General features: G+C 57.1%; 18 protein-coding genes and 1 other RNA gene. 10 read left to right on the top strand and 9 right to left on the bottom strand.

Going from position 1 to position 20,881, the window contains the following annotated elements; genetic code table 11:
• Window positions 1–277: 277 nt before the first annotated feature.
• Window positions 278–1,453 (bottom strand): lycopene cyclase family protein, encoded by a 1,176-nt coding sequence (locus tag Q1A59_RS02915; RefSeq protein WP_298404342.1) that lies wholly within the window; start codon window positions 1,451–1,453, stop codon window positions 278–280.
• A gap of 133 nt (window positions 1,454–1,586) precedes the next feature.
• Here Q1A59_RS02915 and Q1A59_RS02910 point away from each other — a divergent pair, with 133 nt between their 5' ends.
• The 3 genes from Q1A59_RS02910 to Q1A59_RS02900 all read left to right on the top strand — a co-directional run bounded on the left by Q1A59_RS02910 (window position 1,587) and on the right by Q1A59_RS02900 (window position 3,091).
• Complete coding sequence (locus Q1A59_RS02910; protein WP_298404345.1) at window positions 1,587–2,027, top strand: OsmC family protein; 441 nt, start codon at window positions 1,587–1,589, stop codon at window positions 2,025–2,027.
• A gap of 158 nt (window positions 2,028–2,185) precedes the next feature.
• Window positions 2,186–2,728 carry a YceI family protein gene (locus Q1A59_RS02905; protein WP_299643786.1) on the top strand — a complete coding sequence of 181 codons (543 nt, stop codon included), beginning with the start codon at window positions 2,186–2,188 and terminating at the stop codon, window positions 2,726–2,728.
• A gap of 111 nt (window positions 2,729–2,839) precedes the next feature.
• A complete protein-coding gene (locus Q1A59_RS02900) occupies window positions 2,840–3,091 on the top strand; it encodes a mycoredoxin (RefSeq protein WP_298404351.1) in 252 nt (83 codons plus the stop codon).
• A 108-nt stretch (window positions 3,092–3,199) separates the two neighbouring features.
• Here Q1A59_RS02900 and Q1A59_RS02895 read toward each other — a convergent pair whose 3' ends face one another.
• The 4 genes from Q1A59_RS02895 to Q1A59_RS02880 all read right to left on the bottom strand — a co-directional run bounded on the left by Q1A59_RS02895 (window position 3,200) and on the right by Q1A59_RS02880 (window position 8,610).
• Window positions 3,200–4,129, bottom strand: a complete 930-nt coding sequence (locus Q1A59_RS02895; RefSeq protein WP_298404354.1) for a DUF1338 domain-containing protein — start codon at window positions 4,127–4,129, stop codon at window positions 3,200–3,202.
• A gap of 151 nt (window positions 4,130–4,280) precedes the next feature.
• On the bottom strand, window positions 4,281–5,669 hold the full coding sequence (locus tag Q1A59_RS02890) for a sensor histidine kinase (RefSeq protein ID WP_298404356.1): 1,389 nt from the start codon (window positions 5,667–5,669) through the stop codon (window positions 4,281–4,283).
• Window positions 5,666–6,577: an esterase family protein gene (locus Q1A59_RS02885; protein WP_298404358.1), complete on the bottom strand. Its 912-nt coding sequence runs from the start codon at window positions 6,575–6,577 to the stop codon at window positions 5,666–5,668. The genes Q1A59_RS02890 and Q1A59_RS02885 overlap by 4 nt, the downstream gene beginning before the upstream one ends.
• Window positions 6,578–6,960: 383 nt before the next feature.
• Window positions 6,961–8,610 carry an acyl-CoA synthetase gene (locus tag Q1A59_RS02880; RefSeq protein ID WP_298404361.1) on the bottom strand — a complete coding sequence of 550 codons (1,650 nt, stop codon included), beginning with the start codon at window positions 8,608–8,610 and terminating at the stop codon, window positions 6,961–6,963.
• 348 nt (window positions 8,611–8,958) lie between these two features.
• Between Q1A59_RS02880 and ssrA the strand changes: the two genes are divergently transcribed.
• Both ssrA and Q1A59_RS02870 read left to right on the top strand, forming a co-directional pair.
• Window positions 8,959–9,322, top strand: a transfer-messenger RNA (tmRNA) gene (ssrA, locus tag Q1A59_RS02875).
• Between the two features lie 653 nt (window positions 9,323–9,975).
• Window positions 9,976–10,932 carry a lipopolysaccharide assembly protein LapB gene (locus Q1A59_RS02870; protein WP_298404364.1) on the top strand — a complete coding sequence of 319 codons (957 nt, stop codon included), beginning with the start codon at window positions 9,976–9,978 and terminating at the stop codon, window positions 10,930–10,932.
• A gap of 142 nt (window positions 10,933–11,074) precedes the next feature.
• Here Q1A59_RS02870 and Q1A59_RS02865 read toward each other — a convergent pair whose 3' ends face one another.
• From Q1A59_RS02865 to Q1A59_RS02855, 3 genes are all read right to left on the bottom strand, one after another.
• Complete coding sequence (locus tag Q1A59_RS02865) at window positions 11,075–11,719, bottom strand: M23 family metallopeptidase (RefSeq protein ID WP_298490161.1); 645 nt, start codon at window positions 11,717–11,719, stop codon at window positions 11,075–11,077.
• A gap of 214 nt (window positions 11,720–11,933) precedes the next feature.
• On the bottom strand, window positions 11,934–13,193 hold the full coding sequence (locus Q1A59_RS02860; RefSeq protein WP_299643780.1) for a glucosaminidase domain-containing protein: 1,260 nt from the start codon (window positions 13,191–13,193) through the stop codon (window positions 11,934–11,936).
• 32 nt (window positions 13,194–13,225) lie between these two features.
• Window positions 13,226–13,732, bottom strand: a complete 507-nt coding sequence (locus Q1A59_RS02855) for a hypothetical protein (RefSeq protein WP_298404377.1) — start codon at window positions 13,730–13,732, stop codon at window positions 13,226–13,228.
• A gap of 338 nt (window positions 13,733–14,070) precedes the next feature.
• On the opposite strand from Q1A59_RS02855, the gene Q1A59_RS02850 reads away from it, so the two are divergent.
• From Q1A59_RS02850 to Q1A59_RS02830, 5 genes are all read left to right on the top strand, one after another.
• A complete protein-coding gene (locus tag Q1A59_RS02850) occupies window positions 14,071–14,223 on the top strand; it encodes a hypothetical protein (protein WP_299643777.1) in 153 nt (50 codons plus the stop codon).
• Window positions 14,224–14,276: 53 nt separating this feature from the next.
• Window positions 14,277–15,686: an ATP-binding protein gene (locus tag Q1A59_RS02845; RefSeq protein ID WP_299643774.1), complete on the top strand. Its 1,410-nt coding sequence runs from the start codon at window positions 14,277–14,279 to the stop codon at window positions 15,684–15,686.
• A gap of 415 nt (window positions 15,687–16,101) precedes the next feature.
• Window positions 16,102–16,821 carry a succinate dehydrogenase cytochrome b subunit gene (locus Q1A59_RS02840; protein WP_298404382.1) on the top strand — a complete coding sequence of 240 codons (720 nt, stop codon included), beginning with the start codon at window positions 16,102–16,104 and terminating at the stop codon, window positions 16,819–16,821.
• Window positions 16,822–16,858: 37 nt separating this feature from the next.
• Window positions 16,859–18,832, top strand: coding sequence for a fumarate reductase/succinate dehydrogenase flavoprotein subunit (locus tag Q1A59_RS02835; protein WP_298404385.1), 1,974 nt, complete (start codon window positions 16,859–16,861; stop codon window positions 18,830–18,832).
• Window positions 18,833–18,888: 56 nt separating this feature from the next.
• A complete protein-coding gene (locus Q1A59_RS02830; protein ID WP_366144840.1) occupies window positions 18,889–19,671 on the top strand; it encodes a succinate dehydrogenase/fumarate reductase iron-sulfur subunit in 783 nt (260 codons plus the stop codon).
• 57 nt (window positions 19,672–19,728) lie between these two features.
• Here the strand turns inward: Q1A59_RS02830 and Q1A59_RS02825 are convergent, their stop codons facing one another.
• Entirely contained in the window at window positions 19,729–20,817 is a 1,089-nt protein-coding gene (locus tag Q1A59_RS02825) for a site-specific DNA-methyltransferase (RefSeq protein ID WP_298404389.1), read from the bottom strand.
• Window positions 20,818–20,881 lie beyond the last annotated feature (64 nt).

Raw genomic sequence — 20,881 nt, 5'->3', positions numbered from 1 at the left:
GCGACTTGCCACCGATTCTGCTCGGTAATGGCAGCCAGAAATAGCCCTAGCAACACGATCGGGACACCAAACGCAATCCCAAGCTGTTGCCATATCAATCGATTCCGAAATGGCGACGCATTAACGTTCCATTCGAGGAGTAGTTTGGCATGATTCACAGCAGCCTCTCTTCCCGTGCAGACCGGTTTATGGCCTGCACGATACATGAACGAGAGACCGCTGAAAAGGGGAACGTTGTCAACCGTTAGCAGATATGTTACGACGGTGCCTGACGCTCTCATCCCATTTCCAGCTCGCGCCGGCCTAATGTGCTCATACGACCCCACATCACTGCCAACGCTGCCACGGCAAACGGCATCAGCTCAACAGTTGCCATCAACGCCACATCCTCGGCAAGCGTCGTCTCTTCGTCGAGGAAGCGCAGCACACGCTGGATCGGGTTATGACGGAACAGATTGGCAAAAAAGCGATGCCCCGGTGTGCGGCCCGCATCGAGCACATTGAGCAGCACGCTATCCATCCACGCATGGCGGTTGAAGCGCGGTTGTGGGTAGAACGGGTGGCCGTGCTTAAGCAAACTCTCAACAATCTGCCGCGTCTGCCATTGAATGCGTTGGAAGGTATAGCCAGTAGACGGCTTGCTCATCCCGCCGGCGGTGCCGATATTGAGCACGTGAGGGCTAGGACGCAACGGCAGCGGTACATCACTCATCGGGATGACGCCATATTCGATGTGGGTAATCTCGTACCGGTCGATCCCTAACTGTTCAGCAATGTACCGCTGCAAGCCGGCTTCATACTCGGCTTGGCTGACCAATTGTGGCGAAAAGATAGTGTACTCGACAAGTGCAGTATGGGTATCGAACGGCAATACGTAGCCAAACCGCACATCGTTTGACTGCGGGATGCGAAAGTCCATAAAGGTAGCTGCTTCGGCGTCGAACACCGGTTGCGGGGTCGTGATCACCCACCCTTTAAAATGCTGCAACCACGAATGATAGCCGGGAGGCGCTGGCATCGGTCGATACACACTGTTGAAGCCAAATCGTGCCGTATAGGTCTTCCCGCCAACAGTGACCGCCACCCCGTTAGGCACGTCAATAAACCGCTCGACCGTGCCTTGCAGGCGGGTAATCTGCGGACGCTGCGCCATCCATTCTTCAACAAAACGATAAAAATCGATCCCCTGTATCAACTTGTACTGATACGGAGCGATCGCCAATCGCGCTGACCAGTGTTTGTCGTACAGCCAAAGATGATCCCAGCGTCGTGACACCACTGCTTCAAATGGGCCGGTTCCTATTTCCCAAAAGCACCATGTGCGATCGTTGCGCCGCATTTGGTTGGGGTCTATCAAGAGGATCGTGTGTTCGGCCAGTGCGCTCTGCCCAAGGTGATAGGCCAAACTGAGACCGGCGGCACCGGCGCCGGCAATGATGTAATCGTAGTCCATACGCCCTGTTCTCCCTGCGGCCATTTGGCCTGCCCTCTTTGCATTATAACCCGGAGTGCTATACTAAAAGCGGCAAGATCGACCCAATGCTGGTCGATTGGCCCATTCGTCGCCTATCTTTAAGAGGTTTTGTATGGGAGCAGTCATCAACGCCAGCGTTCGCCTACGAGAGGGCCTTCACTTTACCGCCGTCGCCAATTCAGGCCGCCCGATTGAACTCGATAGCCCCCATGAGGGCAATACAGATCTGGTCGGTCCTTCGCCAATGGAGACGGTGCTTATGGCGTTGGCCGGTTGTTCAGCAATGGACGTGATCAGCATTTTGCGAAAAAAGCGCCAACCGGTGGCCGGGCTGGAAGTGCGCGCCCAAGGGGTGCGCGGCGACGAGTACCCTAAACCGTACACCGAAATCGAGCTGGTCTACCGCTGCGCCGGTGAGGTTGATCCGGCGGCGCTCGAACGCGCGATCGAGTTGTCACGCGACCGCTATTGCCCAGTCTGGCGTATGCTTGGCGCCACGGTGGATATTCGCTATCGCTACGAGATCGTGCCGTCGTTGGATGAGGCAAACTAGCGCGTTCCAGTCGGCAGCACCGAGACGGCCCAGCGGGCCGTCTTTTTTACCCCACCACCCTTCGCCCGCTGTTCACGCTCCTGTCTACGCTCTTGTTGATGCACGCCTGTTATGCTGCTTGACGTGAACAAGCTATGCTGAACAGGAGCACTAACTGTATGACGTGGATTATTGACGCTTCCCACTCGACTGTGACCTTTTCGGTTCGCCACATGATGATCTCGAAGGTGCGTGGCCGCTTTAGCCGGTTTGACGGCACGGTCCATTTTGATGAGCAGAACCCGGCCAATTCGTCGGTCAATGTCACCATCGACGCGACCAGCATCGACACCCGCGACGAGCGGCGCGACGGTCACCTGATGTCGCCCGACTTCCTCGATGTCGCCAACTATCCAACGATCACGTTTGCCAGCAAGCGAGTTGAGATCATTGATGAGACGCATGGCCGCATTATCGGCGATCTGACCATCCGCGGCGTCACTCGCGAAGTGACCCTTGAGGTTGAATACAACGGCCAATCGAAGTCGCCGTGGGGCACGATCAGCGCCGGCTTTAGCGCCAGCACCAAGATCAACCGCAAAGACTGGGGCCTGACGTGGAATGTCGCGTTGGAGACGGGTGGCGTACTGGTTGGCGACGAGGTGACCATCGAGATCGAGATCGTCAAGCAGGTGCCGCAAGAGGAGTCGGTCGCAGCGTAAGCCACTGGTCCATTATCCCGTCGCTACAGTGGGAACACAAAAAACTGGTATACTTGATCATGAAGCCGCGTGACGCGGCTTCGTTCGTGGAACATATCTGGTGAGGAGGCTATGTCGCTGCAACCTATCGTCGTCTACGGCACCAACTGGTGTCCTGATTGTCGCCGCGCTCAGCGTGTGCTTGACCAGCATGGCGCGCCGTATACGTACATCAACATCGAACACGATCCGGACGCAGCCGAGTTTGTCGTGAAGGTCAACAACGGCAATCAGAGTGTGCCGACGATCGTCTTCCCCGATGGTTCGATTTTGGTGGAGCCATCGAACCGGGCTTTGCAAGAGAAATTGAGCCAGTTGGCGTAATTGGTAGGGGCAGAGCGCTGCTCTATCCGCATCAGGCAGAGCAGCGCTCGTTGCTGAAGCGGGCACAGTAGCAGGGTACAGCGGCGCTGTGCCCGTACTGTTTCCTGTTTAGTGTTCCTCAGAACGTTTGGCTGTTTGTGCGCTGTAGGTGCTCTCGAAAATCTTATCAGCGTTGCCGGCCTCAAATCCTTCGCGGCGATGTTCGCGACGCAGTTCGTGCGATGGCAGATTGGCAAAGGCATCAAGCGGGCGCCGCTCGGCAAATTCGACATACGACCCCGCAATTTGGTGGCGCTCGCCGCCGGCGAATTCGGCCCAGATCATCTCGGCGACGGTGCTCGACTGTAACAGTTTGCCATCGGGGCTGACCTTTATCTTGCCGCCGGCGTCGTTGAGCTTGAAGCCGTGCCGTTCAAGGAAGGCGTTGAAATCGGCAATGGTGTTGTAGCCGTTAGGTAAATTATGCACCGTAATCGTAAAGTGATTGAGGTAGTAGCGGTTGTAGATCACCCACGCGGCATACTCACTCTCGACGGCCAAGCGTTGATAATCGGCCCACGTGGGCAAGCGCCAGAGCGGACGGTGCAGGAAGTCATCTACCCGCGCCGCATCATCCAAATCGAGCGAATCAACCGGATCAGCGGTCACTTCATCGGTATAGCTGCGAATAATAGCTGCCGCTTCCGGCGAAAGATCGCTAACACGCAACTCAGAGATGAAGATGCGCGGCAGATCAGGGCGTGGCGGAGAGTACCAGAAGGCATCGAGCTTCTTGGCCGGGAAGTGATAGCGGTCGCGCCGCTCGTAACCGTAGTGCAGAAAAATCTTCTCGAGCGAGCGAATGCCAAGCTGCGGTACTCCCATCGTGCGGAACGCGATATGGTCATTCTCGATCTCTTCAGGGGAAGCAATAATCCCTTCGGCGACCATCGCCTGCGCGATAGCAGTCACATCCGGCACCCGCTCACGGTAACGGCGCATCAGTCCAGCTAATACCTGCTCGAAGATGTAGATGCGGTCAGTGGTTGTCGTCGTCATAGCTCCTCGCCTACAATAATCACCACCACACCGGCGTGGTGGCATATTCATAGTGGTATCTTACCTTACCACCGGAGCTATGCGGTATCGGTCAAAAGTTGCACTCGACGGGGCCAAGCCATCACATATGGGCAGAGCAGCGCTCTGCCTCTTACGACACCGCCACCACCGAATAGATCAACGGCAGCCAAACTCGCACCTCGGTACCGTGGCCGGGACGTGAAATAATCGTCACCTGCCCATCGAGCGCCGCCGCCCGCTCGCGCATCTGGCGTAACCCCAAATGGCCAGCCGGTGGCTCTTCGCCGGGATTAAAACCAACCCCATCATCACGCACGTGAATAATCAGACCATGATCGCGCACGCCGAGTTTCACCCATACCCGGCGCGCTTGGGCGTGTTTCGCCGTATTGTTTAACGCCTCCTGCACAAACCGAAACGCCGCCAATTCCAATACTGGCGGCAGATCGGGCGGTAGTTCGTTCAAATCAATGCTAATATCCCAGTCGTTTTGCTCGGCGAACTCAGCCACAAACCGGCGTAGGGCACCGGTAAAGCCGAGTTGACCAATTTCAATTGGGCGAAGGGCAAAGATCGCGCGCCGCAATTCTTCTATCTGCGCCCGCAGATTGGCTTTGAACGTGGCAAATTCTTCACGGAGTCGGGCCGGGTCTTGTTCAAGCCAATCTTCCCACAAATTGATCCGCATGCGCATGAAAGCCAGCGACTGGGCCACACCATCATGCAGATCACGAGCGATACGGGTTCGTTCGGCACTGATTGCCCGTTCAACTGCTGCCACACTCGCGATAGCTCGATCACGCCGCCGACTATTTACGATCGCTTCAGCCAGCTCGCTGGCAACCGTCGCGAGTAAGGGTTGACGCGCTTCGTACAGTGCAGTTTCACCCTCCTTGAGAAACGCTTCGATCCAACCGATGGGCTGCACTTGCCGTTCGGCAAGGGGGAGAATAAGACAAGATGCCCAACCGCACAGGTATTGCGGACGCAATATCGTTGGCTGTGCCGGCAAGGTTGGCATTATCCGTAAGCCAAATGCCGCTCGTGCTCGTTCGAGGGCGCCAGCATCGATGCCGGTCACCCGTGCCGTATACGGCTGGCCCTGCTCATCGGTTAGCACAATCGTCGCTGCGGCAGCATCGACCAACCGCGCCGGCAGCGTGATCGCGTAATCAAGTACCTCATCAAGCGTAGCACTTGATGCTACGCGCTGGTTAATCTCGTACAACAGTTCTAGCCGCTCGTTACTCTCGCGCAACGCTTCGAGCATCCGCGCTTCGTTCGAGATCCGCTCACGCTCTTGCCGGATCGCCCAACTGAACACGATCCAAATCGCGGCAAACGCGAGCACCCCCCATACAATCGGATCAACCGCCCGCCCAGCCGGTGTCTCCATTGCTGTATCAAACAATAATCCTTCAACCAGCCGGGTGAGTGCAAACAGCAACCCGACCACCGCTGCAAACGGCCAGCGCAGCCGAACGAGTAATTCGATAGTGTTCCGCGGCGGCGATTTCATGGGTAGCTCACTAGCACTCGTTCAAACGCTCGATAGTGTAATGGCAACGCCTGCTCAAGATGTCGGTCAGCCACTGCCCATGTATGTGCGCCATCGGGCAAGGCAGCTACCGGCACAGCGTTTGCGATACCCAACGTCGCCAATGCGCGCAAGAGATACTCGCCGCGGTAGAAATTAGAACCCCACGGCTCGATATGTTCAGGGCCGTATTGTATCATCCACGTAATTCGTCGCAGTGCCGCCCGATCAGCTTGTAGTAACAGGCAAACCGGATTATGCATACGCATACGTTCCGGGTCACGCGGACGCCCAAGCGCCGGATCGAACATCGTCGCGTTGAGCAGGGTATCGTAGCGCCGCGCCATTCGCCCGCCGTCGCTGGCATACGGAAACGAGCCATCGTAGGCGCTGACGCTGACAAACAGCTCAGGGCGGAGCGCCACTGCCTTGACTGCCATATAGCCACCGAGCGAGAACCCGGTCAGTGCCCGCGCTGCTGGATGCGCACCGAATTCGCGCTCTAATAACGGCAACACCTCATCGAAAAAGAAGGTGGCGAAGCGGCCACTGCCAACACCGGGGGCATCGGCTAGCGCCGGCGCGACAAAATCGGCCAACAAACCGGGAATGCGATTATCGGCGCTCGCCAAACCGGGCATTGCCAACAACAACGGCCCCACCTCACCGCGCGCCCGTACCCGCTCGTAGACATCAATCGCGCTGCCGATCCGGCTCTCATCTTCACGCCGGTTGACCCACTCGCGCTCGTGGCCGCGCAGCAAATAGACCACTGGCAGCGGCGGCCCGTCTGGCTGATAATCTGGCGGCGCATAAACATACATCCGCCCGGTCACACCTAACGCTGCGCTCGGCCATTCCAACAGGCGAGCGCGTGGATCAATCTCCATACTCCTGCTCCGGTCTTCACGTTGATGCTAAACGCAAAGGCGCAAGGATGCAAAGCTACGCTAAGGCCCAGAGAGTGCACCTAGTATGTCCCCCCCACCTCACACCCTTCGCTCCCTTCGCGCTCTGGGCCCTTTGCGTTAGGCCGACATTGCACTCTGCGCGCTTTTCGGCACTACTTGCTTTGGCTCGCACGCGGGGGTAAAGTGTGCTACATGTATAGGCCCAGCGTTCCACCAAAGACTTGAGGACGCCCAACTTGCGTATATCTTCCTCACCCCCAACACCCTTCGCGCTCTGTGCATCTTTGCATTTCCCATCCTTCGCACCCTTCGCGCTCTATGTGCCTTTGCGTTGCTTCCTTTACGCCTTAGCCCCCCCGCACCTAAACCTCAGCGATGGCCTGCCGCGATTTAGCCTGTTCGCGCAAAATAAACTTCTGAATTTTGCCGGTCGAAGTCTTCGGTAACGGCCCAAAGGTAAACTTCTTTGGAATCTTATAACTCGCCAACAACTGCCGACAATGCTGTTGCAACTCCTCTTCCGTCACAGAAGCCCCCTCGCGCAATTCGATAAACGCATGCGGCACTTCACCCCACTTCGGATCAGGGGCTGCCACTACCGCCGCTAGCATCACCGCCGGATGCTTATACAGCGCATCCTCAACCTCGATCGACGAAATGTTTTCACCGCCCGAAATGATAATATCCTTTGCCCGATCGGTAATCTTGATGTAGCCATCGGGATGCACCACTGCCAGATCGCCAGAATGGAACCAACCACCCCGAAACGCCATTTCAGTCGCCGATGGGTTCTTGAGATAACCTTTCATCACAATATTACCGCGGAACATGACCTCACCCATCGTCTCGCCATCCCACGGCACCGGCTTCATCGTCACCGGATCGAGCACACTAATCGCCTCTTCAGCATGATAATTCACCCCCTGCCGCCCATTCAAACGCGCCTGCTCTTCAATCGGCAGTGATACCCACGCTGGTTGCTTGGCGCACACCGCCGCCGGGCCATAGGTCTCGGTCAGACCGTACACGTGGGTAATGTCAAAGCCAAGCTCAGTCATCGCCTGCAGCACCGCCACCGGCGGCGGTGCAGCCGCAATTAATCCGCTCACCTTATGCGTACCTTGACCGGCGCGCCAGTGGGCCGGCGCATGATTAGCAATCAGCGAATGGACAATCGGCGCGCCACAGTAGTGCGTCACGCGATACTGTTCAATCGCGTGCCAAATCAACTTGGCATCCACCTTCCGCAAACAGATGTTCGTCCCCGCGTTCGCCGCCATCGTCCACGGGAAGCACCAGCCATTGCAATGGAACATCGGCAGCGTCCACAGATAAACGGCATGGTGCGGCATTCCCCACGAAACGATATTCGAGAGTGCATTGAGATACGCCCCGCGATGGTGATAGACCACGCCTTTAGGATTAGCGGTCGTGCCCGACGTATAATTGAGCGAAATCGCCTCCCACTCATCAGCGGGATAGATCAGCTCGAACTGCGGATCGCCACTCGCCAGAAATTGCTCATAATCGAGCGCACCAAGCCGGTCACCGGGGCCAGTGTACTCTGGATCATCCACATCGATCACCAACAACGAACGGCCCAACCGGTCAAGCGCGTCTTTCACCACCGGGGCAAACTCGCGGTCGGTGATCAACACCTTGGCTTCGCCGTGATCAAGAATAAACGCGATGGTCGCTGCATCGAGCCGGACATTAATCGTATTGAGTACCGCACCGGCGCCGGGCACGCCGAAATGGCACTCGTACATCTCTGGCGTATTGCTCAGCACAGCCGCCACCGTATCGCCGTGACCAACCCCGGCGGCGCGTAGAGCCGACGCCAATCGCCGTACACGCTCATAGACCTGTACCCACGTATAGCGACGCTCGCCGTGGATTACTGCCGGCAACTGCGGATGCACCAGCGCTGCCCGTTTCAGAAACGACAATGGCGTCAGCGGCACATAATTCGCAGCGTTTTTCTCCAATCCGATGTCGTAGATGTTACCCATGACCTCCTCCTGCGCTCGCGCTGTGGCATGCGCTGCACCACCCATGCAACAGCCAACAGCGAATCACACCTTCGCGGTTTTACTTTTAGATCCAAATGATATGTATAGTATCTCCTATAACCCGCCCCCACGCAAGTAAGAGCATAGCGGTGCAATGCCCCCAGCCAGCCAGTAGAGACGGCGCAGTACGCTGCTCACAGTTAGTACGATCCGTCTGCCGCTCTGCCCCAACTAGGCCGTAAGGGCAGAGTGCTGCTCTGCCCCCACTTCCCGCTCACATTAACGAATCTCTATCGCAAGACCGATTGACAACGTGATCAAACGGTGTATACTTCACATACGGGTTACGGGGATGCTCTGGTTTCGACAGGGAGTGAACGTCGTAGACTGCAGGTCGTGCCGCCCAGTCACGTAAAAGGGGCAAGGCAATAACTGCCAACAATAACACTCGGGTTCAGCCTCGGCTGGCCCTCGCTGCCTAAGAGATTTGGCAGCGCGCTCCCCGCAGCTCCCCCGATGGCTGCGGCTTGAGCGTCATGAGTCGGGTGCTCCGGTAGCGCTCGCCTAAGCGCGACCGGCTAAGACAATAGGCTGGCCCACCGGTCGCTCTGCCACTCGCGCGACCACGGGCGAGATAAAGCGAGGGGCTAAACCTGTAGATGTCTACGATCTAGCTTTCTGGACGGGGGTTCGACTCCCCCCATCTCCACCAATCAAGGGTTGTGAGGCTTCACAGCACGCAGGGCGATCAGATGATCGTCCTGCGTGTTGGTTTTACTGCGCTCACCCCACCCCCTCTCCCGCAAACGCGGGGCGTAACGGCAGGCCGGGTTGAGTTGGTACTCGTTGCCAATCCCTCTCCCGCAGGCGCGGGGCGTAACGGACGGGCGGCTAGAGACGTGGCCTGAGACGATCCCCTCTCCCGCAGGTGCGGGATGAAACGCCACGGCGCGAAGCAAGCCAAGACGCAGAGGGATGAAACGCCACGGCGCGAAGGACGCAAAGGGCGAAAAGGAGTTTTGAATGAGGAGCATCCTTGACGCCCTCGGCGGTAAATGTCTTACCCCATCCCTTACCCCTCCCCTATGTTCGGGCCTTTTGTGTCTTTTTGTGGCTATGCCTCTCAGCAGCTTGCTCGCTCCCGCCGTCAGGTAGGTGTGGGGACTAAGAAGGTGAGAGACGAAAACTCAAATTCCCCTATCCATGTGACCGTACATGTCACAACGCCCTGCTATCCTGTACATAGCCGAATCGCACGACGACATATCGTAATTTTAGAACTAGGCTGCAACCCTGCGGTCAGGTATGCTAATTACAACAGCGTTGCGGTGCCTGTGACCATCAGCATCTCGTAAAGGAGCTTGTATGGCCACCCAACCACCCGATCCTTCTCCTATCCCACCCCACCATTTCGCGACGCGCTGGCTCGGACGTGCGCTCTTGCAAACGCCAGAACTTGTTGTCTTACTACCGTGTATGGTGTGGATTAAAGTTACCGGCTGGTCACCGGTAGCGTTAACGTTTGGCGCATTGAGCGGTCTTTGGTTTCTTGCTCGTTATCTGCTGTTATGGCGCGCCTGGCAGCACTTTCAGAACGGACACTACCACAAAGTCACTGCTTTGGCCAGCACCGCGCACCGCATGTACCCCTACTCCGCGGAGGTGTACTGGCTGTTGGGTATTAACGCGTTACAACGCAATCGCATCAAATTAGCTGTTGAGTATCTCCAGCAGGCTTGCCGGCTTGATCAGGATAACCCTAAGTTCTACGCTGCGCTAGCTGCTGCGCATGTCTTAGCCGAAGAAACGGACGCAGCACTCCGCTGTGCGCGGTATGCGCGCTATTTGCAACAAAGCATGTCTGAGGCAACTATGACTCTGAGTAATTGCGCTAAAGAGGATCGGCAGATCGAGAACTATTTGCGCGCTGCGCTCCCCTATGCCCGCCGCCCATCTGATCGCGCCGTCATCTATTGCGCGCTCGTCGACCACTTACTCAAGACTGGGCGACGCACCGAAGCGGTCTCCTACCTTGCACAAGCGATCCGGCTGGCCCCGGCTTGTCCGCCTGCCACTCGCAGCTCATTGCACTACCAGCTTGGTACGCTGCTTTGGCAGTGCGGCGAAACTGAAATGGCCAACGAGCAATTCCGCGCCAGCCTGAAGGTTGACCCGCACGGCCTGTATGCCGCCAAAGCATGGCGTGCAGCGACGCTTGGCCTTGCCGATCAGGCAGCGACGCCGGATTGCGGGCAGCCACAGGCACGCGGCGAGGTCATTGAGTTTGCACCGGAACAGGAAAAAGTTTCAAACTCGGCGTAGCACGAGCAATCGGCTCAGTCACCTAACAACCGGAAGGAAATAGCGCATATTACTATCATCACGCGCTCGTCAACAGAATCGAAAGGCCAACGAGGAAAAGAATGATCACCTCCTTGTTGGCCCGATTCGTTTATTCGTTTACTCATTCCCCCATTCGTTGGATATAATCGAGCGGGTTTTGGTTCACCCACCGGCCATCGCGCCAGACCCATACCTGATAGTCGAGGTGCGGCCCGCTCGACATACCGGTCGAACCGATGTAGCCGATCAGATCACCGGGATTGACCCACTGCCCATCGCTGACCGCAAAGCCGGCAAGGTGAGCGTAGCCGGTGCGGTACTGCTCATTCGTCACCCAAATGTGATTGCCGGCTGGCCAGCTCTCGCGCGTCAACGTCACGCGCCCGGCATGGGTCGCATACACCGGTTGGTTCCACGTCCCTTCGGGATCAGCTTTGCCGTCGCCATCGCTATCAAGGGCGAGATCGATCGCACCCCAGACGCTAGCCGGCGCATGCGTCCCCACCCCATATCCTTGCGTTATCACCGTATGAGCTGCCCGCAACGGGTTGCCGCTTGGCACGAGCGCCGCATCGAAGCCGCGTCCTTGGGGCTGGGCCACACCGACTAACGCCTGAGCCGGCGCTGCTGCCGCATTGGCAACACTCGCCTCGCCAGCGCCCACCGGGCCGCGCCAGCCGCTCAACACGCGCCGGTTACTGTTGGCCATGCCGAGTAAGACAAAGGCAGCGAGCGCGATGATAAGGATGATTGCGATGTTCCGCATAGAACTTCTGAGTGTATGGTTGCCAATACTATGATGGAGTGCGGCAGTTGCACTGCCGCATCAAGAACTAGTATTACCCCACGATGCCCTAGACACTTCATCACGGATTAGACCAGCGCAGCAAAAGCTGTAGACCAGCGTCTTCAGGTTTCACATCGTAGCGACAAGCGTCTGAGACCAAACCGGTACAACGCAATACCGCCACGTCGTGACCTCACGGCACCTGCCCGGCTCGCCACCGGTCAACAAGGCTCGTCACCACGGTAATATAGCCCTGCACATCATTCTCAAAGGACGGCGCGTAGATCGGAATCACGTCGGCTACCGTCTGCAAGCCACGCCCGCGGATATATTCCACGTCGATGAGGCGATACCAATCAGCAATCCCGGTCTCCCAATCGGGATAATCGCGGAAGCGGCCATAGCAGGTAGGATAGCCGGCGCAGATAATGTTGCCGACATTGTGGGTCGTGCTGCCATCTGGCTTGCGCCCGGCCCAATTGAGGTTGGTGCCCGCGCTGCTCTCGTGGATGAAGAACGCGACGGCGTAAGCCGGATCGATGTTATATTCAACACCCAGCCGGTACCAGATCTCGCCAGTGCCAGCCGCTGGCGAGTCGTAGCTGCGCAAAATCTGGTCGATCTGCGCCGGCGAGAGGCTAGGAGCAACGCGCAACCGGTGATCACCCGGTGACGGCATAGCAGCCAAAGCCATATTCGCGGTCACTTCCTGGCTGCCGATGCCAGTACGATTGTACTGGAAACTCAGAATTGGCGATGAAGGCGACACCATCCACGCAAGGGCGATCACCACCACACTTATCACCCCAACCACGGCCATGACCAGCGGGTGGCTGAACCAGCCAGCAACCGGTGACGGTGTGAATCGCCGCGCCGGTAGCGGCAATGCTATTTCTTCAGCAAACACCTCATTTGGCAACCGTTCGGCGAACGTGGTAGAGACAGAGCGAACAGGTTGCGCAGGCCGTTCGGCAACGGCTACCTCTGCTGTTGTGCGGGTGCGGGCTGGTTCGTATTGGACTGGCGTTAATGGCTCACGCGCCATCGGAGCCTGCGCTGCCCCGTATCCGCCGGCACCACTCTTCACCGGCGAGCAAGGGGTAGCGGCTATATCCGCTTGGGATGTACGTACCCCGAGCGTGGATATTGGTCGTGTACTGCCAGTTGGTGCGCTTGACCTACCTGCTTGCTCGGTACCACCACGCACCGACGCGCGATCTGGCACAGTACGGCGCGGTTGGGATGCGCTTGCCGAACGCACTGGCCGCTGAGCTCGCTCGTATGCTGCCCGTACATCGTCTGGCACGCGCAGACCGGGCAGCGCTTCTAGCGCGCGCACGCAGTGGGGCCGCTCGGCGAACGCCACGTCGAGATCGGCGGTCAGATCGGCCAGTGGTTGCGACGGAACGCGCTCGGTAGCTGGGTCTTCGATTGGGAAAAGCGGTTGACCCAATTTTCGAGGCCGCTTACGGTGAGGGTGCGCGCTCACTTGCTCCGCTCCTGCGCCAGCCGGTGCCACTCTTCCGGGGTGGGCAAACGAAACATGCCATCACGGTTGAGATAGACCAGTTGTTCGTGGTGGATGGTGACCAACAGATCGGCAAGACCGTCACCATCGATATCCTCTAATGATAATACCACAGGCGTCAGATCTTCGTGTAACCCAAACAGGTAGGGGCCTTGCCACGTCTGCGCTTGGGCCGGATCGCCGCCGGGGAAGGCAACGATCACCACCTGCCGGTCGAGATTCATCGCAATGAAGCGCGACGGCTGGCCAACCCGCTCCGCAGGCAAGCCCGCGTAGCCGGTGAGATGCGTGGTGCGCGGACGCCCATACCGCCAATCGTCGATTATGATACGACCAAAATCGGCGACAGTTCCCACAACGACAATCAAGGCCGCCACTGCCAACACCGTCACCATCCCTTTGATGATACGACCAGCCGCATCTACGCGCCGCGTCGGTTGCAATTCTCGACTGGTGGTCGCCATGCCAGCCCTCCTTTCGCGATCATCACGTTGCGACCTGCCCTGCCGCACTACTCTTCCCGTGGCGCCGATCAGTGATGACCGGTTTAATGAACACTTTTTTTTCTCGAACAGGTCGAACAATTGTTCTAATTGTAGCAAGAAACACGCGGTTCGTCAAGCGGTTGTTTTGCGTTGTAATCGGGCAAATCCGCTATAGAAACTGAACGCTGGTAGTACGATGGTTCGCCGGGCAGGTACAATATGAACAATTAGTAATGCGTGCTCGCGCCAGCGCCGGCGCTTGTCTCCACCCGCGCAACGGCAGTTTCCCGTAAGTTTTTTCATCGATAAGGAGTGCTATGCGGTATCTGCTTGATCAACGCTCATACGAGGAAATGTTGGCCCGCAAGAGCCATCCCCGTGATTGTTACGTGCGCAATCAAGAGTATTGCCACCACCTCTATATCGATGGCGTCAAACACACGGTCGCCCGCGCGTATATGCCTGCTTGAAAGAAGCACAAGCCAAAAATGACATTGACGCGCTGCTTCACTTGCAGATGCATGTGACCGACCTCGAACGCTTGATTGGCGAAGCGCGCGCTCGCGGCGAGAATGTGGCTGCGCTGCGTATGCTCGGCGACCCACCGCCCTCTGATGATGAAGCTCGCCCCCAAATGAGCAATTCGTTTCTGCCGCTACAGCCGGCCACGATTGATGAGACCGGCCTGAACCGCACCTTCCTTACCGAGCAATTTTTGCGCATTCTTTACAATAAAGGCCGCGCTACCGGCATGGAATTGGCCGAGTCGATGGGGCTGTTTTACCGCGTGATCGAACAGATCATTATTGATCTGCGCAATGTCGAACAGATCGATATCGTCGGCCAGCGCGGGTTTGGCGATATTAACTACGAATATGTCTTGACGCCGCGCGGCCACACCGCAGCTCAAGCAGCAATGGAAAAAGTGCAATATGTTGGCATCTGCCCAGTGCCGCTCGACAAGTGGATTGAGTCGGTCAAAGCACAGACGGTGAAGAATGTCAAAGTTACTCGCCGCAATATCCGTGATGCCTTTGAAGGGCTAGTAATGGATGAGTCAATCTTGAATATGGTTGGCCCTGCCGTCAACTCCGGTTCATCGGTGATGCTTTTTGGCTATCCCGGCAACGGCAAGACGACCATCGCCGAGCGGATTACTTATCTGATGGGTGATGATATCTTCATTCCGTATGCCGTTTACGCCGATGGCGCGGTGATCAAAATGTACGACTCGGTCATTCACGAACCACCCCGCCGCCCGCTCCCCGAAGAGACCGAGTACGACCGACGTTGGATCCGGATTAGTCGTCCGGTAGTAATCGTTGGTGGCGAGCTGACGCTCGAACAACTCAATCTGGTCTATAACCCGACATCAAAGGTCTATGAAGCGCCGTTCCAGATGAAGGCCAAGTGTGGCATCTTCCTGATCGACGACTTTGGCCGCCAGCAGGTGCGGGTGTTTGATCTGCTTAACCGCTGGATCGTGCCGCTCGAAAAGCGGTATGACTTTCTCAATACCGTCTCTGGGCAAAAGATTCAGATTCCGTTTGACCAATTGATTATGTTTAGCACCAACCTTGACCCCAAGGATTTGGGTGACGATGCACTCTTGCGCCGGATTAAGTTTAAGATTGAGGTGATTGACCCCACCGAAGAGCAGTGGCGCGAGATTTGGAAGATTATGTGCAAAGTGCGCAAGGTTCCATACGATGATCGCAGCATCGATTATCTGATCGCGAAGTGGTTTAAGCCTGATCAACGGCCATTCCGTATGTGCCAGCCGCGCGATATTCTCGATCAGTTAATTGCGATCGCCCGCTATAATATGGAAACGCCGACTTTGAGCCCTGATCTGCTCGATGCGGCGTGCCTGTCGTATTTCCCCAGCAAGGAGAAGAAGAACTTTGGCGCCAAAGTGCGGCTGGATTTATAATCGTATTGTGCCAAACCAATGGTATGGCAGCGGCGCACGGCTGTGCGCCGCTATTGGTTTCGCCACACCGCGCATCACCCCCGAGCTATGCCTAACACCTCTAGCCACCCACCATACATTGCGCCATAATACACAGACCATTTCGCTATTGATTCAAGATCAACAGGTTCTTTTCATCAGCAAATGCCCTCGTTCTGATTGAGCTGGATAGCTTTCTAATGCCTCGCGTCTTTCTTCACAAAGAATCAAACCACAGTTGCAATCGGTAGACAATTGATCGTAATTCCGTTATAATTCTAAAGCGGTACAATACTTTGTGGGGCAAGTCACAGCTATATTACTGCTGCCAGCACGGGCTGGCAGCCGGTTATTGTCTGTTTGTTGCGCAGATGTTGGTTTGGGGAAGGATGGAACGATGACAGGAGTGCTCACCCTCACCCGCACGTCGGTCGGCAAGAAGGTGATTATGGCGCTGACCGGCTTTGTTTTGGTCGGCTTCGTCGTGTTTCACATGTACGGCAATCTCAAGATGTATCAAGGGCCTGAAGTCTACAATGCGTATGCCGCCGGCCTGCGCGAACTCGGCTACCCCGTTTTCGGTCATGAACACTTGCTCTGGGTCGCGCGCTTTGTCTTGATCGCTTCGGTCTTTCTGCACATCTGGGCAGCCACCAGCTTGACCTTACAAAGCCAGCGTAGTCTGCGCGCCAGCAGCATTTCCACGGTGCGCCGCTATGGCCAGCATAAGCGCCAATCCGGCTATGCCGACTATACGATGCGGTTTGGCGGCGTTTTAATCTTTCTCTTTATCGTGTATCACATCTTGCATTTGACCTTCGGTGTGGTCGGCTACGAGCCGGGTCAATTTATCCATCCCCACGGCGACACCTACGAGACCTATCAGAATGTCGTCTTCGGTTTCCAGAATCCTCTCATCGTTGGCTTCTACCTGTTGACAATGGTCTTCCTTGGCTTACACCTCTACCACGGCGTCTGGAGCATGTTCCAAACGCTGGGTTGGAACAACCACACCTACGATCGGCTGTTGCGCGGCTTGGCCATCTTAGTGGCGGCAGCCGTCTTTATCGGTAACGTCTCCTTCCCGTTGGCGGTCTATTTCGGCTTCGTCGCCTAACGGGCCGCCCCAACGCTAGAAGAACGAGGAATTCCGCATGAGCGAGATCAAGCATGAGACGACAGTTCGCACCGGGACGCGACAGGTTGAGTTCGTGAGCGTGCTCGACTCTAAAGTGCCAAGCGGGCCAATCGAGCAGCGCTGGGATAAGCATCGCTTCGAGATGAAGCTGGTCAACCCAGCCAATCGCCGGAAGTACACAATTATTGTCGTTGGTTCCGGCTTGGCCGGCGCCTCAGCCGCTGCGACCCTCGGCGAAGCAGGCTATAACGTGCTCTGCTTTTGCTATCAAGACAGCCCGCGCCGCGCCCATAGCATCGCTGCGCAGGGCGGAATCAACGCCGCTAAGAACTATCGCAATGATGGCGATAGCATCTATCGCCTCTTTTACGATACGGTGAAGGGTGGCGACTTCCGCGCCCGCGAGAGCAATGTCTATCGCCTTGCACAGGTCTCGGTCAATATTATCGACCAGTGCGTTGCTCAAGGCGTGCCGTTCGCCCGCGAGTACGGCGGTCTGCTCGATAATCGTTCGTTCGGCGGCGCGCAAGTGGCCCGCACCTTCTACGCTCGCGGCCAGACCGGGCAGCAATTGTTGCTCGGCGCTTATCAGGCCCTTAGCCGCCAGATTGCCGCCGGCACAGTCAAGATGTTCCCGCGCACCGAGATGCTTGATCTGGTGGTGGTTGATGGCCGCGCGCGCGGGATTATCACCCGCGATATGGTGACCGGCAAGATTTCGCGCTATGTCGCTGATGCTGTGGTGCTGGCCACCGGCGGTTACGGCAATGTCTTCTACCTCAGCACCAACGCCAAAGGCTGCAATGCCACCGCGATCTGGCGCGCCCATCGCCGCGGCGCGTTCTTCGGCAACCCCTGCTTTACCCAGATCCACCCGACCTGCATCCCGGTCAGCGGCGATTATCAGAGTAAGCTGACCCTGATGTCTGAGTCGCTGCGCAATGATGGCCGGATTTGGGTGCCAAAGAAGAAGGGTGATCCGCGCCGTCCGCAAGATATTCCCGAATCTGAGCGCGATTATTACCTCGAAGAGCGTTACCCCAGCTTCGGCAATCTGGTGCCGCGTGACATCGCCTCGCGCGCAGCCAAGCAGGTCTGTGACGAGGGCCGCGGCGTCGGCCCCGGCGGTCTAGGGGTGTACCTCGACTTCTCTGACGCGATCAAGCGCCTTGGCCGTCAGAAGATCGCCGAACGCTACGGGAATCTGTTTGACATGTACAAGCAGATCACCGGTGAAGATCCGTATGAAACGCCGATGCGTATCTATCCCGCCGTCCATTATACGATGGGCGGGTTGTGGGTTGACTATAACTTGCAGAGCACCATCCCCGGCTTGTTTGTGATCGGCGAGGCCAACTTCTCGGATCACGGCGCGAACCGCCTCGGCGCATCGGCCTTGATGCAGGGGCTGGCCGATGGCTATTTCATCTTGCCCTACACCATCGCCAACTTCCTCGCCCAAGTCAAACCCGGCGGCCTGAGCATTGACCGGCCTGAGTTTGCCGAAGCTGAAGCTGAGATTAACCAGCGCATTAATCGCTTGCTCAGCATTCGCGGCAAGCGCACGGTCGATTCGTTCCACCGCGAATTGGGCAAGCTGATGTGGGATAAGTGCGGCATGGCGCGCAACGCTGTCGGTCTGCGCGAGGCCTTGGCCCGCATCCCTGAGATCCGTGCCGAGTTTTGGGAGAATGTTAACGTGCCCGGTGAGGCCGGCGATCTCAATCAGGCGCTCGAGAAGGCTGGCCGTGTGGCCGATTTCCTCGAGTTGGCCGAGCTGATGTGCCTCGATGCCCTCCACCGCGAGGAATCGTGTGGCGGCCACTTCCGCGAGGAGTACCAGACACCCGATGGTGAGGCGCTGCGCAACGACGAGCAGTTCTCGTATGTGGCGGCGTGGGAGTTTACCGGTGATTTGGCTAAGCCGCGCTTGCACAAAGAGCCGTTGGTCTTTGAGTACGTCAAGCCGACCCAGCGTAGCTATAAGTAAGCATAACTGCCGCCGGTTGGGAAACCAGCCGGTGGCCGGAGACACCTATGAAGACGATGAAGATTACGCTCAAGATCTGGCGGCAGAAGAACCGCTCGACACCCGGCGAGTTCAAGACGTATGTGATGGATAATGTCAACCCTGATATGTCGTTCCTCGAGATGCTCGATGTGCTCAACGAGGAGCTGATGTCGCGGGGTGAAGAGCCGGTGGCGTTTGATCACGATTGCCGCGAGGGTATCTGCGGTATGTGCTCGCTGATGATTAATGGCATCGCCCATGGCCCCAAGAATGCCATTACCACCTGCCAATTGCACATGCGCAGCTTCAACGACGGCGATACGATTACGGTTGAGCCGTGGCGCGCAGCGGCGTTCCCGATCCTCAAGGATTTGGTGGTTGACCGCAGCGCCTTCGATCGCATCATTCAAGCCGGCGGTTATATCAGTGTCAGCACCGGCTCGGCTCCTGATGCCAATACTATTCCGGTTCCCAAGACCGCTGCCGATCGGGCAATGGACGCAGCGGCCTGCATTGGGTGCGGCGCATGCGTGGCAGCCTGTCCCAATGGCTCGGCGATGCTCTTCACCGCTGCTAAGGTGACGCACCTTGCCCTCTTGCCGCAGGGCCAGCCCGAACGCTACCAGCGCGTGGTGAATATGGTGGCGCAGGCCGATTTCGAGGGTTTCGGCAACTGCACCAATATCGGCGAATGCGCCGCCGTTTGCCCCAAGGAGATCAGCCTCGAAACGATTGCCCAGCTCAACCGCGATTTGATCGGGGCGGCATTGCGCGGGATCGAACCGAATACGCCGATCGCGCCGGCTACCGCGCGGTGATGACGTCATTCAGTGTTGTTGTTATTGGAGAGACGCACATCCGTGCGTCTTTCCATTTTACCCCAACCGTTCTGCCCGGTACCGTTCCCGTAATTCGTCGATGCTGGTCAACCGGCCAGCATCGTCTTCCATATACCAATATTCCCACCCGTTATACGCCGGTTTACCCTGCGCTCTGGCCGCAATGGCATGGATCGACCCGCTGACTCCGTTCCATACCACATGGCCATCGGCTTTGACTACCGCTACCACTGTCCGATCACGCGAATAGAGCCGCTCTCCAACCTGCACATAACCGGCGGCTACCAACTCGCCGAACGCTACCCGCGGCGCCTCCCGGCGCGAGGGTGTCATCAGCAACGCCACGCTCTCTGGTGCAGGAATGGCATCAATCCGCTCGCGCGCAATCGCAACATACGCCGGGTCTTGTTCAATCCCAATAAAACGCCGGCCCAGCTTTTTCGCCACAGCCCCGGTCGTTCCGGAACCGAAGAATGGATCGAGCACCACGTCACCCGGCTGCGATGAAGCTATGATCACCCGGTAGAGCAACGCTTCCGGTTTTTGGGTTGAATGCGCTTTCTGACCGTTCAGCTTGATGCGTTCCGCTCCGGTGCAAATCGGAATGCGCCAAACGTTTTGCATCTGTTTGTCGTCGTTCAGATGCTTCATGGCATGATAGTTGAAGGTGTATGTCTTTTGATTGGCTGACGTTTTGGCCCAGATGAGCGTCTCGGTGGCGTTCTGAAAGCGAGTGCCGCGAAAGTTGGGCATCGGGTTGGTCTTGTGCCAGATCACGTCATTCAAGATCCAAAAGCCGAGATCCATCATAATTGCCCCAACCCGAAAGATATTGTGGTACGAGCCGATGACCCAGATTGTGCCGCTCGCTTTCAAGACCCGCCGGCATTCGCTGAGCCATGCCCGCGTAAAGGCATCGTATGCTTGGAGATCGCTAAACTTATCCCATTCGTCATCCACCCCATCAACAATCGTCTGATTAGGTCGGCGTAACTCGTTGCGCAATTGCAAGTTGTAGGGTGGATCGGCAAAGATCAGATCGACCGATTGTGCGGGAAGTTGCGGCAATATATTGAGACAATTTCCACAGAGAATCTGATCAATTGGCAGTAGTGATGTGAGCATAGAAAATACCATGTTTCGTTCATAGAGACAGACTGGCGGGCCGTCTCTACCCGATCAACGCCAG

The sequence above is a fragment of the uncultured Chloroflexus sp. genome, from assembly GCF_937951745.1.
In the GTDB taxonomy this organism is placed as follows: domain Bacteria; phylum Chloroflexota; class Chloroflexia; order Chloroflexales; family Chloroflexaceae; genus Chloroflexus.
The sequence above is the reverse complement of the archived record's forward strand: the minus strand, read 5'-3'. Positions and strand labels throughout refer to the sequence as shown.

What these genes read in the sequence shown, in the direction of transcription:
- Q1A59_RS02900 (WP_298404351.1), top strand. Translation starts at nt 2,840, where the DNA reads ATGTCGCTGCAACCTATCGTCGTCTACGGCACCAACTGGTGTCCTGAT.
- Q1A59_RS02890 (WP_298404356.1), bottom strand. Translation starts at nt 5,669, where the DNA reads ATGAAATCGCCGCCGCGGAACACTATCGAATTACTCGTTCGGCTGCGC.
- Q1A59_RS02830 (WP_366144840.1), top strand. Translation starts at nt 18,889, where the DNA reads ATGAAGATTACGCTCAAGATCTGGCGGCAGAAGAACCGCTCGACACCC.
- Q1A59_RS02865 (WP_298490161.1), bottom strand. Translation starts at nt 11,719, where the DNA reads ATGCGGAACATCGCAATCATCCTTATCATCGCGCTCGCTGCCTTTGTC.
- Q1A59_RS02895 (WP_298404354.1), bottom strand. Translation starts at nt 4,129, where the DNA reads ATGACGACGACAACCACTGACCGCATCTACATCTTCGAGCAGGTATTA.
- Q1A59_RS02840 (WP_298404382.1), top strand. Translation starts at nt 16,102, where the DNA reads ATGACAGGAGTGCTCACCCTCACCCGCACGTCGGTCGGCAAGAAGGTG.
- Q1A59_RS02850 (WP_299643777.1), top strand. Translation starts at nt 14,071, where the DNA reads ATGCGGTATCTGCTTGATCAACGCTCATACGAGGAAATGTTGGCCCGC.
- Q1A59_RS02825 (WP_298404389.1), bottom strand. Translation starts at nt 20,817, where the DNA reads ATGCTCACATCACTACTGCCAATTGATCAGATTCTCTGTGGAAATTGT.
- Q1A59_RS02910 (WP_298404345.1), top strand. Translation starts at nt 1,587, where the DNA reads ATGGGAGCAGTCATCAACGCCAGCGTTCGCCTACGAGAGGGCCTTCAC.
- Q1A59_RS02870 (WP_298404364.1), top strand. Translation starts at nt 9,976, where the DNA reads ATGGCCACCCAACCACCCGATCCTTCTCCTATCCCACCCCACCATTTC.
- Q1A59_RS02880 (WP_298404361.1), bottom strand. Translation starts at nt 8,610, where the DNA reads ATGGGTAACATCTACGACATCGGATTGGAGAAAAACGCTGCGAATTAT.
- Q1A59_RS02905 (WP_299643786.1), top strand. Translation starts at nt 2,186, where the DNA reads ATGACGTGGATTATTGACGCTTCCCACTCGACTGTGACCTTTTCGGTT.
- Q1A59_RS02855 (WP_298404377.1), bottom strand. Translation starts at nt 13,732, where the DNA reads ATGGCGACCACCAGTCGAGAATTGCAACCGACGCGGCGCGTAGATGCG.
- Q1A59_RS02835 (WP_298404385.1), top strand. Translation starts at nt 16,859, where the DNA reads ATGAGCGAGATCAAGCATGAGACGACAGTTCGCACCGGGACGCGACAG.
- Q1A59_RS02915 (WP_298404342.1), bottom strand. Translation starts at nt 1,453, where the DNA reads ATGGACTACGATTACATCATTGCCGGCGCCGGTGCCGCCGGTCTCAGT.
- Q1A59_RS02885 (WP_298404358.1), bottom strand. Translation starts at nt 6,577, where the DNA reads ATGGAGATTGATCCACGCGCTCGCCTGTTGGAATGGCCGAGCGCAGCG.